Genomic DNA, 16285 nt, shown 5'->3' with positions numbered 1-16285 from the left:
AAATTTAAAACTATTCTGTTTTGATTACAAAAGAAAATATTCTGGCTAGTGCCAAAAACACCATCCTATCACAAAGCGATTCCATATCTCAGTTAATCAATTATTTGACTGAAGATTTTGCAAAAGCAGTAGAGTTAATTTACAATTGCAAAGGAAGATTAGTGGTTACTGGAATTGGGAAAAGCGCCATTATAGCGCAAAAAATGGTAGCAACTTTCAATTCAACTGGCACTCCAAGTATGTTTTTACATGCTGCTGAAGCCATTCACGGAGATTTAGGAATGATTCAGCCAAATGATGCTATTATCTGTATTTCCAAAAGCGGAAACAGTCCTGAAATTAAAGTTTTAGTCCCTCTTTTAAAAAGATATGGAAATCCATTAATTGGTATGACTGCAAATCTCTCTTCATTTTTAGGAAAAGGTTCTGATTTAGTTTTAAATGCACATGTAGACAATGAATCATGCCCAAACAACTTAGCACCAACAAATAGTACGACGGCGCAATTGGTTTTAGGTGATGCTCTTGCTGTTTGTTTAATGGAAATGAGAAATTTTAAAAGCGAGGATTTTGCAAAGTATCACCCAGGTGGAGCTTTAGGAAAAAAACTATTGCTACGTGTAACTGATATGCTTGACAGAACCCACAAACCAATGGTGAGTAATAGTTCGTCTATCAAAGATGTTATTGTTGAAATATCTGAAAAGAGATTAGGTGTAACTGCAGTAATGGAAGATAAAAAATTAGTAGGTATAATTACAGATGGAGATATTAGAAGAATGCTTAATAAAACAGAAACCATTTCAGGTTTAGTTGCAAAAGACATTATGACAATAAATCCAAAAACTGTTCAATTAGAAAGTATGGTTATTGATGCTTTCAATACAATGGAAGATTTTTCGATAACACAACTTGTGGTTTTTGACAAAGAAGAGTATGTTGGCATTATCCACATTCACGATATTTTAAAAGAAGGAATTATATAAAATGGCAAAGAAGAGTTTAGGAGAAATGTCCTTTTTAGATCATCTAGAGGAATTAAGATGGTTATTGGTTAGAAGTTCATTCGCTATTGTATCACTAGCAATAGCAGTATATTTTGTATCAGATTTTATTTTTGATGATATTATTTTTGGTCCCACAAGAGTTGATTTTGTTACTTACAGATTTTTTTGTGACGCTTCACATTATTTAGGATTCGCTGAAACCATTTGCATTGAAGAATTGCCTTTTACCATACAAAACACAAGTATGGAAGGTCAGGTAAATGTATTCGTATGGACATGTATCACTGCAGGTTTTATTTTAGGTTTCCCTTATCTTTTATGGGAAGTATGGAAATTTATCAGCCCTGCTTTATATGAAAGTGAACGCAAATATGCCAAGGTTTTTGTAGTTACTGCTTCGTTACTTTTCTTTATTGGAGTTCTTTTTGGTTACTATGTAATTGTACCAATGTCTGTAAACTTCGTTGCAACCTTTTCAGTGAGTAACGTTGTAAAAAACGAATTCAATTTAGAATCTTATATCAGTATGATTAAAACTTCTGTAATTGCAGGTGGTTTATTTTTCGAATTACCAATCATAATTTATTTGTTGACAAAAATTGGATTAGTAACTCCTACCTTCTTACAAAACACTAGAAAATATGCTGTTGTAATAGTTTTAATTATTGCTGCAATTGTAACTCCTCCAGATGTGGTGAGCCAAATTACAGTAGCAGTTCCAATGCTTTTGATATATGAAATAAGTATACTAATTTCAAAATTAGTAGTTAAAAAAAGAGAAAAAAATGAGCAACTTAGTACAAGAATTTAACGATTATCGTTCTAAAATGAACGAAAAGCTATTAGCTGACGAAAATAAAGTTATAAAACGTATTTTTAATTTAGACACCAATACCTATGCAGAAGGTGCTTTAGATGTTAAAACAAAAGAATTATTAGGCTTAGTTGCTTCTGCTGTATTGCGTTGTGACGATTGCATAAAGTATCATTTAGAGACTTGTTATAAATTAGGCATTAATAAAAAAGAGATGATGGAAGCTATGAGTGTTGCCACTTTAGTAGGCGGAACAATTGTAATTCCTCATCTAAGAAGAGCTTACGAATTTTGGGAAGCCTTAGAAGAACAAACTAAATAATTGTTAATATGAATATTTATGGTTTTGTTTATTCGTTACTTTGCGTCTAATCAAATTGTAAATAACCTACATACTCATTGAACAATGATATTAAGAGCAGATAATTTAATCAAAACCTATAAAAAGAGAACTGTTGTAAAAGGGATTTCAGTTGAAGTAAATCAAGGAGAAATCGTTGGTTTACTAGGACCTAATGGAGCGGGAAAAACGACATCCTTTTATATGATTGTTGGATTGGTAAAACCAAATTCTGGCAATATCTATCTCGACGACATGGATATTACTAATTTTCCCATGTACAAACGTGCACAAAACGGAATTGGTTATTTAGCTCAAGAAGCTTCTGTTTTTAGAAAAATGACCATTGAAGAAAACATTTTAAGTGTTTTGCAACTAACTAATCTATCAAAGCAAGAACAAGAAGCTAAAATGGAAGCCTTGATTGATGAGTTTTCATTAGGTCATATTCGCACAAACAGAGGTGATTTACTTTCTGGTGGTGAGCGTCGTCGTACAGAAATTGCCCGTTGCTTAGCAACCGATCCTAAATTTATCTTACTTGACGAACCTTTTGCAGGAGTTGACCCGGTAGCGGTAGAAGATATCCAACGTATTGTTGCGAAGCTTAAAAACAAAAATATTGGAATTCTAATTACTGATCACAACGTACAAGAAACCCTTGCAATTACTGATAAAACATATCTAATGTTTGAAGGCGGGATCCTTAAAGCTGGAGTTCCTGAAGAATTAGTGGAAGATGAAATGGTACGTCGTGTATATCTTGGTCAAAACTTTGAATTGAGAAGAACTAAGATTGAGTTTTAGTTTGAGATGAAAAAAATCTATGTTTTTATCATAATATTAGCAACTCTTCTTTTTTTAATCATTTATCCAAAACACAATTTAGACCTTGGAGGTACTTGGTTTGTAAATAAAATTCAACTTAACAACGAAAACATAGATGGATCTTTTGTAAAAATTGATGACTGGCGAAAAACAATATTTTTTGAAAAAGATCATAACCATCAAATAATAGCAAATTTTAAAATAAAATATGACAGTATTTTTCCTTACATGATTTTATCATCAAAAGAAAAATCACTTAATGGTAAATTTGATATTAAAAAAGACACTATCATTCATTCTGATGTTTATAGAAATGATTTGATAATAAACTTAAAGTTAATATCTAAAAAGTCATGTCTAAGTTTATACAAAACTATTCAACCCAATAAAAAAACCGAGAATTTCCCTAAGAGAGGTAGACCTTAAATTTGTAAAAAATGCAACCTACAAAAGAACAAATCGAAAAATGGCATAATGACCCAAAAAACTGGAAATTGGGCTCAATCTACTATAATCCTGAAGATCCTAGAGGTTGGGTAAACAAAAGGATAGAATGGATGGGATGGACAGTGAATTTCGCCAACAAAAAAGGAATTGGAATCTTTGCAGCTCTTACGATAATCATCATATTAATGATGGTGTTTTTACCTAAAAAGAATTAAAAGAGTGTATTACAATTGTAATACACTCTTCCTTTTATCTAATCTTCAAAATCAATATTAGTAGGTTTATCAGGAAGCCCACTTATTGAGGTTTCTTCAATATCTTTTACTACTTCAAAAGAAAGACGATCAAAATAAACAATTCCAGTACCATCTAATAGAACTCCGAAGTTTAACGTCTTACTTTCATTAGGAACATTTAACACGATTTCACATTTAGTCCAATCTGTATTTCCTTTCAGACCTCTTTTATACATATTATCGAACCCCAACATGGTAGTTTCTCCCTTATCATTAACCCCGTCAACTCGCAACCACATTCCTGCCCAGTTTTTAACATTAACTGTTTTTATATAACCAGTCATTTTTATACGTTTTCCGAGGTAAAGTTTTGCTTGACAAACTTGCATTAAATTTCCAAAACCTTTTATTTCGGAATCAATTGATTTAATATACGCACATTTTTTTCCCATTGGAGATACAGTTTTATCTAAACCGATCTCATAACTTTTTGGCTTATCACCCCTTTTAATCCATCCATCGATAGTTTGTGCCTGAGTTTCATTTTTAAAGAATAAAACAAATCCAAGAACGACAAGGACAGATGCTACAGATAATTTTTTCATAGTGTCTTTTTTTAAATTAAAAATATCTTTCCAAAAACCACTTGATGCAGACGTCTTTACATCAGTAGAATTGCCATTCAAATTATAATAATCAAAATCCAAAGCCGCGAAAATAACTTTTAAAGTATAACTTCTTGGTGTAACCTCATTCAATTCAATACGCTGAATTGTTCGCAAACTTACACTACACATTTCTGCAAGTTCATTTTGTGTAAGTCCTTTTGAAAGTCTTAACTCTAAAATTTTTTTTCCTAATTCTGGTTGATTCATAACTCAAATTTGCACTGCAAGAATAATTGCTTCTAAAAAAAGTACCAAAATTTTGTCAATACTTACTTATGACATTCTTACGTCAATTACATAAATTACTTATTTTTAATTATTTAAAACTATTTAATCAACAATTCTTTCATTTCAACCGAAGTTCCATTGTATATATTGATATCTACAGATCCTTTTATTCCAGGAACACATCCATTCTCTGTTAATTGCCAAATGGACCATTCGTCATCAATATCTTTATAGAAAGCTGTGTAATTTGCTATCCAAAAAGGATATTCTTCAAAATCATCTTTCAAAAAATCTAAATAATAACTTTCACCACTGTAAATAATTGGTTTTACTCCATAATGAGCTTCAACTTTTTCTAACCAACGCTTTAAACCTACTTTAAGACGTTCTAATGATTGTGTTTTAGGTAACTTCTCAATATCTAAAACTGGTGGAAAATCACCTTCAACCAGCGTAACTTGTTTGATAAAATTTTCGGCTTGTTCAATAGAATTTTCATTTGGACGATAGTAATGGTATGCTCCACAGATAAATCCTTTCTCTTTTGCTTTTTTCCAATATGTCTTAAACTTTTTATCAGGTCTTTCGTTTCCTATAGAAGCACGAACAAAAACAAATTCAATTGGATAACCTCCATCAATATCTTTAACCTTATCCCAATTTATTTTATCCTGATATTCAGAAACATCAATACCAAAAGATTTTTCGATATGAGCATCAAGCACTTTATCGACTGCAACCTCTCGTGTTTCCATAAATATTTTATCTGTCTTAAAACCCAAATAATACGCTAACACATTGCGTTGACTATAAATAACTACTGCGAAACCGAATAATAAAATCAGTTTAAAAAAAGTAGAACTCGAAAAAAAGGATGGTTTTTTAGCAGTTGATTTATTACTTCTTTTTGTTGGAGGCTTTCTAACAGTAACTTTTTTAACCGGCATAGATTACTTTTCCTTTTTGATAAAAACATTATTAACTACAGATAATAAAACGTAAAATAAAATAATTAGCGGAACGCCTAAATATTTAAAAACCAAAAGAAACACAACAGAAACTGCCAAAAAGAAAATTTGCAAAGCATTTTTTTGAAAAGAGAAGTTTTTGATTTTAAGAGAAAACAAAGGAATTTCGGCATTCATAACATAAGCGCTTAAAAGTGTAATAACTAAAAGTACTTTAATACATTGTAATGATTCTGAAATAAATTCGATTCCTGAATATTGAATTACAAGTGGTAAACTTAAAATAAATAAAGCGTTGGCAGGGGTTGGCAATCCTATAAATGAATCTGATTGACGTGTATCTATATTGAAATTTGCCAACCTAAAACAAGCTCCAAGCGTAATTATAAAGCCTAAAAACGGCATAATCATTACTGAATTATCCCAAGAATTAACATCGTTTACTTTATCTGAACCAAATGAATTAAGTATCAACTGAAACATTACATAACCTGGTACCACTCCGCTCGTAACCATATCTGCCAGTGAATCTAATTGCAAACCTAATTCGCTTTGCACTTTAAACATTCGAGCAAAAAATCCATCAAAGAAGTCAAAAAATATTCCCAAACTCACAAATATGAAAGCTAGTTCAAACTGTTTCTGAGATGCAAAAACTAATGCAATACAACCACAAAAAAGATTAATTAATGTTATAATATTGGGAATGTGCTTTTTAATATTCATTTTTAAAGTTTGATTTATATACAAGTAAGCAAATTTAACACAATAAGTTTATATAGAACAGAGTTTAATATATCAGATTTTTATTTAATCTTTGCTGAAACTATTTCCCATTGAAAAAATTAGTCTTATTTACATTATTAACAGTAACTTGGTGTACTCAATCTCAAACTATTCGTAAATATTCCAACGAATTTATGAATATAGGTGTAGATGCTCGTGCATTTGGTATGGCTAATACTATGGTTGCGCATAGTGGTGATGTAAATTCAGGATATTGGAATCCAACAGGTTTATTAAAAATTGAAGATAGCGAAGCGGCTTTAATGCATGCCAGTTATTTTGCTAACATTGCACAATATGATTATGCTGGTTTTGCAAAAAAAATAGATGACCGAAGTGCTTGGGGAGCACACATCATCCGTTTTGGTGTTGATGACATTTTAAACACTACACAATTAATAGATTCTAACGGAAACATTGATTATAACAGAATTAGTTTATTTTCAACTGCCGATTATGGTGTGACTTTTTCATATGCAAGAGAACTGCCAATTCAAGGATTTCAGTATGGTGTAAACGCAAAAGTTATCAGAAGAATTATTGGAGATTTTGCTAGTTCTTGGGGATTTGGATTTGATATTGGATTACAATTTCAAAAAGATGACTGGCAATTTGGTTTAATGGTTCGAGATGTAACTACGACGTACAATATTTGGAACATTAACGAAGAAGAATTCCAGAAAATAAAGGATGCACAAACTCAAACTCCTCTACAAAATCAGGACTTACCAGAAAACAGCGAAATAACATTGCCTAAAGCACAATTAGGAGTTGCGCGAAAATTTGATTTTCACAATGACACGAGTCTTTTAGCATCAGCTAATTTAAATATGCAATTCCAGCAAACAAACGATATCATTTCAACTAGTTTTGTCAGTATTTCTCCTGCTTTAGGATTCGAATTTGGGTATAACAATTTAGCATTTGCGAGAGCGGGTGTTGGAAACTTTCAAAATACATTACAAATTAGCGGCACAGAAAAAGTGAGTTTTCAACCTAACATTGGCTTAGGATTCCATTACAAAGGAATTTCTGTTGATTATGCCTTGACTGATTTAGGAAATCAGGCTGCTGCATTGTATTCTAATGTATTCTCTCTTAAAGTAGATTTATCCATTTTTAGATAAAAACTAACATGAAAAAACAATTACTGCATTTCTTTATTCTGTTACACAGCCTAGTTGCTTTTTCACAATTTAACCCAATTACTCCCGAAACAAAAATTAGCATTCTAACAGTAGATGTTGCTAACGAATCGCATACTTTATATGGTCATACAGCCATCAGGATTAAAGACGAAAAAAACAAATTTGATTATGTGTGGAATTATGGTATGTTCGATTTTAGAACCGAAAATTTCATTCTAAAATTTGTAAAAGGAGATTTACAATACTACGTTGCCGCTTATCCTTTTGAAAACTTTGAACATAGTTATCAAGAAGAAAATAGAAGTATTTACGAGCAAGTTTTGAACATTTCATTTGATGAAAAACAAAAATTATTTGACAAACTAAATAAATCGCTTTTTTCTGAAGATAAGTTTTACACTTACAAATTTATAGATCGAAACTGTACAACCAAAGCAATTGACATTGTTAACGAAACGCTACATAACAAACCTATAAAAAACACTTTACACAAAGAGGAAAGTTATCGTGATGTTCTATTTCCATATCAAGAGAAACAATATTGGTTAAACTTAGGGATCAATATTATTTTTGGGCATAGACCTGACGAACAAGCTGCTGTATTATTTCTCCCTCTAGATTTAATGAAAATTCTAGAATCAACTCAATATAAAGAAAAACCATTAGTTGAAAAAACAGAAACATTGTTTCAAGCATCACAGCCAGAAAATGATTTTAGTTTTTGGAACAGTTGTTATGCTTTAATCTTATTCCTTCTTCCATTTGCTATTTTAAACAGAAAAGCAACCAACATTCTGTTTTTTAGCATTTTGGGACTTATAGGGTTATTTTTCTGTTTGGTGGGATTATATTCTTTACACAGAGAAGTTCTTTGGAACTACAACGTCTTATTATTTAATCCACTGCTATTGATTTTAATCTATTTTTTAATCAAGAACAATTTAAAGGCAATAAGAAAATTGAGTCAAATTTGCTTACTATGCTTAGTGGGTTATGTCTTGTATATGCTTAATAAAGCACATCTTTTAATGATTTTGCCAATCTTATTGACGTCAACAATCATTCTTATACGATTATCGCTTAAAAAAGAAAATTGATTTTATAATCTGATTTAAAAACTACTGTCCTCTGTAGAACAAAACTGTACTAATAGTTTTTACTGTAATATTTAAATCTAAAAATAAACTTCGGTGTTTAATATAATATAAGTCGTATTGAAGTTTAATAAGGCTATCCTGTAATGTTTCTCCGTAAGAATAATTTACTTGTGCCCAGCCTGTAAGTCCTGGTTTAACTACATGTCGCGTTTCATAAAAAGGCATCATTGTCGCAATCTCTTTAACAAAAACTGGGCGCTCAGGTCTTGGCCCAATCAGAGCCATATCTCCCTTCAAAACATTAATAAACTGAGGCACCTCATCAAACCTTGATTTACGTAAAAATTTACCAAAAGCTGTTACTCGATTATCTCCCAGAGTTGCAAAAACAGCTCCATTAACTTCTGCATTAACCACCATTGAGCGAAGCTTAAATATTTTAAAAACTTGGCCGTTTTTACCAACTCTCTCTTGTGTATAAAACAAAGGTCCCCTATTGGCTAAGATATTCCCTATTAAAACAAAAGGCAAAAGCAATAATCCTACTCCTAAACCTGACAATGCAACAATAATTTCTAAAAACCTTACAACACTGATGTACAATTTATTTTGATTACTTCTTGAAAATGGAAAATATTTATAAAAATCCTTTTCAACATATTGAACAGGAATTCTATGTGTAATACTCTCGTACACTTGTGTGTACTCACGTATCATAAACCCTTTTTCTAATAAGCTAATTAACTTATTGTATAAATCAACTGTTATGTGTTCAGTTTTTTGAGAAGCAATTACTATTTCAGAAATAAAATTAGTTTCTAAAAACGAATCAATTTCATCCAATTCGATAGATTTTATATGTTGATAAGCAACATCTTTTGTTAAATTTACTTCTAAATTAATAAATCCAACCACTCTATAATGAGGATCAACATTTTGAATCCCTTTGACTAATTCGCCTAATTCAGCCTTATCACAAACTAAAACAGCACTTTTTACAAATCGTGTTGAGGCAAGAAATTTTACATAAACTAATCGCCAAAGCATTAATGAAAAAAGTATTGTAAAATAAAAAAGTACAATCTGCAATCTATTTTCTGGCAAAACTGGAGTTAATATTGGTGTCAACAAATACACCAAAACAGTCATCGAAGTTGTTAAGACTATACTTTTAGTAACCTGAAACTGATTACTAGCAACCTGTAAATTGTACATTTCGAATACAGTTCCAAAAAAAAACAAATAAAATGACAGAACTAGTGTCCAGTAAAAGTTTTGCGAAGATATAGTGAAGTAATTAAAGTCTAAAAAATCACCTAAAAAATGTAAAAAAAACAAAACAACAATAACATCAAAAAGTCTTAGAAGTACTTTTCTTTCAGACACTTCAAAATGTATTTGCTTATGTTGGTTCATTTTTAAAATTAAGTTTGTTTAAGGTGTAATTAACTAACTCAAATAACTATAAAATATTTTACAATATCTAATTACTTTAAAAGATTTATCCATTCCTTTTTTATTATTTCCCAATTGAAGTTTTCTGCTTTTAATCTAGCATTTTTAGAAAGTTTTTCAGTTAATTCATTGCTAGTTAATAATAACTCAATTGCTTCTACCATTCTATCAACATTACCTTGATCAACTAAAAGTCCAGTCTGGTTATCATCAATTAAAAAAGGGATTCCTCCAACATTAGATGAAACTATTGGCAATCCTAGTGACATAGCTTCTATGACACTTACTGGAGTGTTATCAAAGTTAGTAGTATTAATAAATATATCATAATTACTAGCTAATTTACACCATTCTTCTTTAGATAATTTTCCAGTAAATTCAACATCAACATTTAAAGATTTGGCATATTCTTTTGTCGTGTACAAAGATCCATCTTTATCTGGTCCAACCATACAGAGTATAGCATCAGAAAATTTCACTTTTAATTTTACAAAAACATCTATTGCCATCTTAGGATTGTAAATTGAAGCAAAAGCTCGAACCCAAATCAATTTAGGGTGTATTTGATTTCTTAACTTAAAAGCATATTTATCAACTTCTATACTGTTTGGTATATGAATTATATTAGTAAAACCTCTTTTTTTAAATTCGTTTAATAAATAATTTGAAGGAGCAATATTTATGTAAGCATTATGAAAAATCATTTTCGAAAACTTACTATTCTTATCCAATCTAAAAGGAAGATTTCCTCCATGTAACATTGGAATATATTTTAAGCTAAACAATCTACAAAGCTGACTTGTAAAAAAGGCATACCAAAAAGCAGAAGTACTATAAGTATCAATTAAAACATAATCAACATTATTGTTTTTGATAATAGACAACAACATATCCATTAGCCTTACAACCTGATTCGTCCTGGATGAACTTGTAACTACTAAAAAACCTTCACTTTGCAACTGCTTGCTTAAAGTATCAATAGTGGTTGCGTTTAAACCTTCCTTGGTTAATTTATTCCCTATGTATAACAGGTTTTTCAATACTATAAACTTTTAATAAAGATAAAGCATAAATAAAAGCCGGTGCAGCAATACGCATAGCGGCATGATTAATCGTAAGTAACCAGAAAATAACAAAAGGTAGAATAAAAATATTCATCCGATTGTTGAAAGCTAAAAGCAACGGAGTAAAAAACAGAATCAATAAATCAAAAAACCCAAACATTCCGTGCTCAGCAAGCATTCGGGAAATCTCATTGTGTGAAGCAGCCTCGATACCGGTTGTTTCCTGTCGGTACTCTTTGTTTTTACCTACACCAACACCAAAAATAGGATTATCCATAAACATTTTAAACTCAGATTCGATTAGTTTTTCTCTCCCTGTTAATTTACTTGCTTTAATCCTTCCCCTAGCATCCTGATTAGCATAGCGCTTATCGATCAAACCTCCAGTTTGAACAGAACTATAAGTCCAAATCCCAAAGAGTATTAAGGTCATCAAAAAAATAAATCTAAAAACAGTCATTTTAGCTTTTGTTCTGATATTAAAAAATATGATAATCATCAAAATCAAAATCATGATACCTCCTGCAATAACTCCTCCTCTTGAAAAAGTCACAATCCCCCTGAAAACAATTATAATCAACAAAATAACATCAATGATTTTATTTTTTGTTGAATTCGAAAACAATACAAGTTTGGTAAAAAACAGGAATATCCCCAAACCTAATATAGTCGACATCTGATTTGGCCCATATCCTCCCGAAGTAGCAAAATTAGATTCTGTGTTCGTTACAACCTCTTTTATGCTTGGTGTGTATAAAAACAAGTAGACAACAATACTAATAATGGGAAAAGATGCACTATGAAGAATATCTACCATTTCCTTCAATGAGATCCTCCTGCCATAACAGTAAATTGCAGAAAATGCTAATGTAAGTGGTCCTATAATATTAAATGTGATGGCTTTCCTTATATCAGTATCAAGATTAAGGGTAAAGACGCCAAGGATTATTCCTGGAAGTAAAAAAACGAGAAAAACAACATAGGGAATAGCTGGCTTAGCAATTCCTTCAAATAATATTCCAAGCAGTAAAATACCTATAATTCCAAATTTAGCATATTGTTCTATAAAATTCCCTTCGGTCATCCTAAGAAACACCTCAACTCCAGTAAGATAAGCCGCAACATAAAGTGCTTCGTTATTTTTATTTCTAGTTTTTATGACTATTAAAAAACCTACAAGAAGAATCAACAAAGCATAAATTTTGGACAAAAATGGCAGTAAAAAAACAGCAATACCAATCAACACATGCAACAAAACAAGTGTTAAGTAAGATATTTGCTTCCCTCCTGATTTTGAATTCATATCTAAACTGATTGATAAAATTTTATTGCTTTCTGAATAATTATTTCATGAGAAAAATTCTCATAAACATAAGACTTTAAATTAGAAGAATAAAACCTTCTTAAGTCACTATCATCCGCCAATTTTTGTAACGACTCTTCTAATTGCTGAACATCATCTGGTTGAAATAACAACCCATTCTTTCCTTCAAGTATGATTTCGGGACATTGTCCTACATTAGAACTTATTACCGCTAAACCAGATTGTCCGTATTCGAGCAGCACAACGGGAAAACCTTCAAAAGTTGATGCCAAAACACCAATTGTGGCCTGAGATAAAACTGAGTATACATCATTTTGTGCTCCATATACAAAAACCTTATCTTGCAAATTCTTGTCTTTTATAAACTTTTTTATATTTTCAGAATACGTGTCATGACTATCTTTACCAACAAGATGTAATGTCCAACCGCTTTCTGCAAGCTTTGATTTGTGGAAGCCTTCAAGCAGTACCATATGATTCTTAGGATTCCTCAAATTAGACAAACAGACAATTCGTTTTCCATCAATTCCACTCAGAATCAAAGACTTTTCATGTTTAGGATTATGAACTGTAAAATTAGGCAAGTAAACATGTTTGGCATTGTATAAATTGGATTTTGCCCATTGCAATAATTCATTATTACAGACTATTACCCCATTAAAAAACAAGGAAGCAAATTTAATCAGCCAATTATTTGACATACTGTTTTTAACCCTATCTCCATAATGGTCGTGCCAGATTAATTTCACTCTGAAATAAATAATTTTCACTAACAAACCAACAAAAAAAGAACTCCCATGCGCATGAACAATTTCAACTTTATGCTCTAAAAGAAATTGACGCAAACGTAACAATTCTTTTAAATCAAAAGTTTTGGTACGATTTAAGCATATAAAATGTACATTATCATCAATCTGTGTTTTTAATGCTCCCTCACTTCGGGTTGCAATCAATCCAGAAAATTCAATTACTTCTGCTAAACTGTTTGCATAATTAACCGACATACGTTCGGCACCTCCAGCATCTAAACTATCTATTATTTGTACTACTCTCACCTCTTTGAATTCACTAATTTTGCGATTTCGCTTTCAAAATAATCAATTGTATATTTTCTAGACCAATCCGAAGCTTCCATACTTGTCTTTTGGTAACTTTTCTCATTACTTAGCAAAGTTATAACTGCTTTGCTATCTTTTTCAAGATTTAACGTTAAAATTCCTCCTCTATTACCATGACCCAGCATATACGGCACACATGAAATCTCAGTCGATAAAGGGACACAACCCCAAAACATTGCTTCGGCAACTACTTTAGGCCACCCCTCACTTTTTGAAGGCAATAGCAAAAAATGACTTTCCTGATACGCTTTTTTGACAGTTTTCACCAATTGATTTCCTTTCAAAACAATAAAATCAGTCAAATTATTCGCAGCAATATAGGTTTCTAAGAGCTTTCTTTGCTGTCCGTCACCATACAAATCCAAGTGCACATTATACCCACTGGCGTGTAAACTTTCAACTAATTTAATTGCATACAAGGGACGTTTCCCTTCTGAAAGGGTGCCGACAAATAAAAAACGAATAACCGCCCGATCCTGCAAAATAATTTTTCGTAAAGAAACATCTTCTTTATCCCCTTCAGTGTAAGATGCCGTAAAAAAAGGCTTTATATTTTTAGAACTGCCCTCCCATTCCCCATAAACCAATACCTTCATATTTCTGGTTAAAAAAGTATTGGATAAAATCCATTTTTGAATTCGATAACTTAAGGGTTGTTTAGCCTTAGGATCCCAATTCCCGGCATATTTAGCTGTTTTTGGAGTATTCGGAAAAAAAATCTGAGCCACACATCCTAACAAGCCTATGTTTCCGGGACATCGCAAATGAATGTGGTCTGCTTTTCGCATGGCCCGTACAATAAGCCATAGGTTCAATACGGCTGCGATTATAGTATGAAGCACTGCTTTTATGGAAGTAACATTAAAATCTTTTAAGACAACTGGAGATACCGTTTCAAACGGAATTTGTGTAACCAACAACCCTCGATCGGTTTCCCAAACAGGACAACAAAACTGAATGGTATCAGTATGCTTAGCCCAAATTGCCATTTCTTTTACATAAGGACCATAAGCCATCCAACCGTTATTTGACGGAATTAAAGGCGCGGCAGAAACAACAAGTAATTTCATTAGATATAGCCCTCCGAACCTTTCAAAGAAACTTCCGTTGCCGGAACACCCACAACAACCGCATTAGAATTCACATCGCTGGTCACCAGCGAACAGGCACCGATAACCGCATTATCTCCCACAGTAATCTTTCCCGCCACTACAGCATTAGCTCCTATATATACATTGTTCCCTATAACCGGAACCCCTCTTTTCTCTCCCGTTCCGGAAACCCCAATAGTAACTCCTTGGGAAATATTACAATTGTTGCCGATAACGGTTTTTGCATTTAAAATGATGCCTCCAAAATGCCCGATGTAAAAGGAATTTCCTATGGACACGGAAGCTGGAATCGAAATCCCTGTTAGTATTTCAATTGCTTTTTGCCATAAAAGACAAACGAAAAGCAATAACTGTCGAAGTACGGGAATGTGCATTTTTCTATATACTGCTCGAGCTATTCGATACTGGAAAATTGCCCAAAAACCTTGAGTAAAGAAAAGTATAGTAATAAAATTACCTCCGTATTTTTTATATTTTTTATAATCCGATACTATCATTTCTTACTTAATGATTTGAAAAAATCAATATTTTCAGCAACCAATTCCGACACTGAAAATCGTTTTTGAACCTCTTTTTCTGCATTTTTGCCCATTGCAGAAGCTGCTGCTTTGTCCGTAAAAATACGAAGAATCTTTTGAGCGATATCGTTAGGGTCTAACGGATTACACAAAAGTCCTGTGACCGTATCGGTAATAATTTCAGGTCCCGGGCCTCTATTTGTAAAAACCACTGGTTTTGCAATAGCCATAGCTTCGGGAGCGACTAGGCCAAGGGTTTCCATATGAGATGGAAAAACACAAACTTCTGCTTCAGCATATTTTTTTGCAACCTCACTTAATGGCAATACTCCTTGAAAAAAAACACTTTCAGCAACAGGACCAAGTCTTGGAAGCTCTTTTTCTTTTAAAAACGCAACAAAAGAAGCCCCATCCGGGAAGAACCAATCCCTACCATAAAGATGTAATGTTGCATCGGGAAACTCCTCTTTTACCAATGGAAAAGCCTGAATAAGCTGACGTACCCCTTTCTTTTCACAAATAGTCCCTGCAAATACAATTTTATGAGGAATTATATCATTAAGCATAGGCTTAAAAACAGCTGTATTAATGGGATTATTAATGTAACCCAACGGCTTATTATGATAACTTAGGTACTTTTCAGTATGGTTTTTCACATACTTTGAAACGGCTATAAAAGCATCTGCTTTGGCAAAAGACCTTTTTTCCTGAAACCCTTTCCACCAGTTAATCCCTCTATTTTCGGCTTCGGCAAAAAAATAATGGCCTCCGTGCAAACGAATTACATATTGTATGTCTTTTATTTTGGAAAGAAACGCCAAACCTGATTCGGCACTTTCCACGATATCAATAGGGTGGTGTTTGTGAATTTCCCTGATTTTCCCTGAAACAGCTTTAGAATTCATCCACCAGGACAATCCTTTAAGTTTACTTCTATTTAATCGGTAAATCCTAACACCTGATTCCATCAATTCTTCATACTCCGAAGTGTAATTCATCCCTACCACACTCACTTGAATGCCATTTGCTGCCAAAGCTTCACCAATGGTTTTAACAAAACTGCCCAATCCACCATGTGGAAAACCAGGTTTGGGATATTCATGAGTTATGAAACAGATGTGCATATC

Annotated in this window: 18 protein-coding genes; 8 read left to right on the top strand and 10 right to left on the bottom strand. The window is 32.3% G+C overall.

Annotation, left to right across the window (positions count from 1 at the left end; all coding sequences use genetic code 11):
• Positions 1-20 precede the first annotated feature (20 nt).
• The 6 genes from LJY17_RS15465 (at position 21) to LJY17_RS15440 (ending at position 3651) form a co-directional block, all read left to right on the top strand.
• On the top strand, positions 21-986 hold the full coding sequence (locus LJY17_RS15465) for a KpsF/GutQ family sugar-phosphate isomerase (protein WP_264544696.1): 966 nt from the start codon (positions 21-23) through the stop codon (positions 984-986).
• A 1-nt stretch (position 987) separates the two neighbouring features.
• The gene (gene tatC / locus LJY17_RS15460; RefSeq protein WP_264544695.1) at positions 988-1818 is read left to right on the top strand and encodes a twin-arginine translocase subunit TatC; all 831 of its coding nucleotides are present in this window, start codon (positions 988-990) and stop codon (positions 1816-1818) included.
• Positions 1793-2143 carry a carboxymuconolactone decarboxylase family protein gene (locus LJY17_RS15455; RefSeq protein WP_264544694.1) on the top strand — a complete coding sequence of 117 codons (351 nt, stop codon included), beginning with the start codon at positions 1793-1795 and terminating at the stop codon, positions 2141-2143. The genes tatC and LJY17_RS15455 overlap by 26 nt, the downstream gene beginning before the upstream one ends.
• 84 nt (positions 2144-2227) lie before the next feature.
• Positions 2228-2968: an LPS export ABC transporter ATP-binding protein gene (gene lptB / locus LJY17_RS15450; RefSeq protein ID WP_264544693.1), complete on the top strand. Its 741-nt coding sequence runs from the start codon at positions 2228-2230 to the stop codon at positions 2966-2968.
• Positions 2969-2974: 6 nt separating this feature from the next.
• Positions 2975-3415 (top strand): hypothetical protein, encoded by a 441-nt coding sequence (locus tag LJY17_RS15445; RefSeq protein ID WP_264544692.1) that lies wholly within the window; start codon positions 2975-2977, stop codon positions 3413-3415.
• Positions 3416-3426: 11 nt separating this feature from the next.
• Positions 3427-3651, top strand: a complete 225-nt coding sequence (locus LJY17_RS15440; RefSeq protein ID WP_264544691.1) for a DUF5808 domain-containing protein — start codon at positions 3427-3429, stop codon at positions 3649-3651.
• Positions 3652-3689: 38 nt separating this feature from the next.
• On the opposite strand, the gene LJY17_RS15435 is transcribed toward LJY17_RS15440, so the two are convergent.
• The 3 genes from LJY17_RS15435 to LJY17_RS15425 form a co-directional block, all read right to left on the bottom strand.
• Positions 3690-4547, bottom strand: a complete 858-nt coding sequence (locus tag LJY17_RS15435; RefSeq protein ID WP_264544690.1) for a helix-turn-helix domain-containing protein — start codon at positions 4545-4547, stop codon at positions 3690-3692.
• A 119-nt stretch (positions 4548-4666) separates the two neighbouring features.
• Positions 4667-5515 carry a glycoside hydrolase family 25 protein gene (locus LJY17_RS15430; RefSeq protein ID WP_264544689.1) on the bottom strand — a complete coding sequence of 283 codons (849 nt, stop codon included), beginning with the start codon at positions 5513-5515 and terminating at the stop codon, positions 4667-4669.
• Between the two features lie 3 nt (positions 5516-5518).
• Positions 5519-6262: a CDP-alcohol phosphatidyltransferase family protein gene (locus LJY17_RS15425; RefSeq protein ID WP_264544688.1), complete on the bottom strand. Its 744-nt coding sequence runs from the start codon at positions 6260-6262 to the stop codon at positions 5519-5521.
• Positions 6263-6456: 194 nt separating this feature from the next.
• Here LJY17_RS15425 and LJY17_RS15420 point away from each other — a divergent pair, with 194 nt between their 5' ends.
• On the top strand, positions 6457-7449 hold the full coding sequence (locus tag LJY17_RS15420) for a PorV/PorQ family protein (RefSeq protein WP_264544855.1): 993 nt from the start codon (positions 6457-6459) through the stop codon (positions 7447-7449).
• A gap of 8 nt (positions 7450-7457) precedes the next feature.
• A complete protein-coding gene (locus LJY17_RS15415) occupies positions 7458-8567 on the top strand; it encodes a DUF4105 domain-containing protein (protein ID WP_264544687.1) in 1110 nt (369 codons plus the stop codon).
• Positions 8568-8588: 21 nt separating this feature from the next.
• Here the strand turns inward: LJY17_RS15415 and LJY17_RS15410 are convergent, their stop codons facing one another.
• The 7 genes from LJY17_RS15410 to LJY17_RS15380 all read right to left on the bottom strand — a co-directional run bounded on the left by LJY17_RS15410 (position 8589) and on the right by LJY17_RS15380 (position 16282).
• On the bottom strand, positions 8589-9983 hold the full coding sequence (locus LJY17_RS15410) for an exopolysaccharide biosynthesis polyprenyl glycosylphosphotransferase (RefSeq protein ID WP_264544686.1): 1395 nt from the start codon (positions 9981-9983) through the stop codon (positions 8589-8591).
• A 71-nt stretch (positions 9984-10054) separates the two neighbouring features.
• Entirely contained in the window at positions 10055-11062 is a 1008-nt protein-coding gene (locus tag LJY17_RS15405) for a glycosyltransferase family 4 protein (RefSeq protein WP_264544685.1), read from the bottom strand.
• Entirely contained in the window at positions 11034-12389 is a 1356-nt protein-coding gene (locus tag LJY17_RS15400) for an O-antigen ligase family protein (RefSeq protein WP_264544684.1), read from the bottom strand. Before LJY17_RS15400 ends, LJY17_RS15405 begins: the two co-directional genes overlap by 29 nt.
• 2 nt (positions 12390-12391) lie before the next feature.
• Positions 12392-13465 (bottom strand): glycosyltransferase, encoded by a 1074-nt coding sequence (locus LJY17_RS15395; protein WP_264544683.1) that lies wholly within the window; start codon positions 13463-13465, stop codon positions 12392-12394.
• Positions 13462-14598, bottom strand: coding sequence for a glycosyltransferase (locus tag LJY17_RS15390; protein WP_264544682.1), 1137 nt, complete (start codon positions 14596-14598; stop codon positions 13462-13464). Before LJY17_RS15390 ends, LJY17_RS15395 begins: the two co-directional genes overlap by 4 nt.
• Entirely contained in the window at positions 14598-15137 is a 540-nt protein-coding gene (locus LJY17_RS15385) for a serine O-acetyltransferase (protein WP_264544681.1), read from the bottom strand. The genes LJY17_RS15390 and LJY17_RS15385 overlap by 1 nt, the downstream gene beginning before the upstream one ends.
• Positions 15134-16282: a glycosyltransferase family 4 protein gene (locus LJY17_RS15380; RefSeq protein ID WP_264544680.1), complete on the bottom strand. Its 1149-nt coding sequence runs from the start codon at positions 16280-16282 to the stop codon at positions 15134-15136. Before LJY17_RS15380 ends, LJY17_RS15385 begins: the two co-directional genes overlap by 4 nt.
• Positions 16283-16285 lie beyond the last annotated feature (3 nt).

The organism is Flavobacterium hankyongi, assembly GCF_036840915.1.
In the GTDB taxonomy this organism is placed as follows: Bacteria; Bacteroidota; Bacteroidia; order Flavobacteriales; family Flavobacteriaceae; genus Flavobacterium; species Flavobacterium hankyongi.
Note: the sequence above shows the minus strand (reverse complement) of the source record. Positions and strands in the feature narration are given on the sequence as shown.

What these genes read in the sequence shown, in the direction of transcription:
- tatC (WP_264544695.1), top strand. Translation starts at nt 988, where the DNA reads ATGGCAAAGAAGAGTTTAGGAGAAATGTCCTTTTTAGATCATCTAGAG.
- LJY17_RS15455 (WP_264544694.1), top strand. Translation starts at nt 1,793, where the DNA reads ATGAGCAACTTAGTACAAGAATTTAACGATTATCGTTCTAAAATGAAC.
- lptB (WP_264544693.1), top strand. Translation starts at nt 2,228, where the DNA reads ATGATATTAAGAGCAGATAATTTAATCAAAACCTATAAAAAGAGAACT.
- LJY17_RS15445 (WP_264544692.1), top strand. Translation starts at nt 2,975, where the DNA reads ATGAAAAAAATCTATGTTTTTATCATAATATTAGCAACTCTTCTTTTT.
- LJY17_RS15440 (WP_264544691.1), top strand. Translation starts at nt 3,427, where the DNA reads ATGCAACCTACAAAAGAACAAATCGAAAAATGGCATAATGACCCAAAA.
- LJY17_RS15435 (WP_264544690.1), bottom strand. Translation starts at nt 4,547, where the DNA reads ATGAATCAACCAGAATTAGGAAAAAAAATTTTAGAGTTAAGACTTTCA.
- LJY17_RS15430 (WP_264544689.1), bottom strand. Translation starts at nt 5,515, where the DNA reads ATGCCGGTTAAAAAAGTTACTGTTAGAAAGCCTCCAACAAAAAGAAGT.
- LJY17_RS15425 (WP_264544688.1), bottom strand. Translation starts at nt 6,262, where the DNA reads ATGAATATTAAAAAGCACATTCCCAATATTATAACATTAATTAATCTT.
- LJY17_RS15420 (WP_264544855.1), top strand. Translation starts at nt 6,457, where the DNA reads ATGAATATAGGTGTAGATGCTCGTGCATTTGGTATGGCTAATACTATG.
- LJY17_RS15415 (WP_264544687.1), top strand. Translation starts at nt 7,458, where the DNA reads ATGAAAAAACAATTACTGCATTTCTTTATTCTGTTACACAGCCTAGTT.
- LJY17_RS15410 (WP_264544686.1), bottom strand. Translation starts at nt 9,983, where the DNA reads ATGAACCAACATAAGCAAATACATTTTGAAGTGTCTGAAAGAAAAGTA.
- LJY17_RS15400 (WP_264544684.1), bottom strand. Translation starts at nt 12,389, where the DNA reads ATGAATTCAAAATCAGGAGGGAAGCAAATATCTTACTTAACACTTGTT.
- LJY17_RS15390 (WP_264544682.1), bottom strand. Translation starts at nt 14,598, where the DNA reads ATGAAATTACTTGTTGTTTCTGCCGCGCCTTTAATTCCGTCAAATAAC.
- LJY17_RS15385 (WP_264544681.1), bottom strand. Translation starts at nt 15,137, where the DNA reads ATGATAGTATCGGATTATAAAAAATATAAAAAATACGGAGGTAATTTT.
- LJY17_RS15380 (WP_264544680.1), bottom strand. Translation starts at nt 16,282, where the DNA reads ATGCACATCTGTTTCATAACTCATGAATATCCCAAACCTGGTTTTCCA.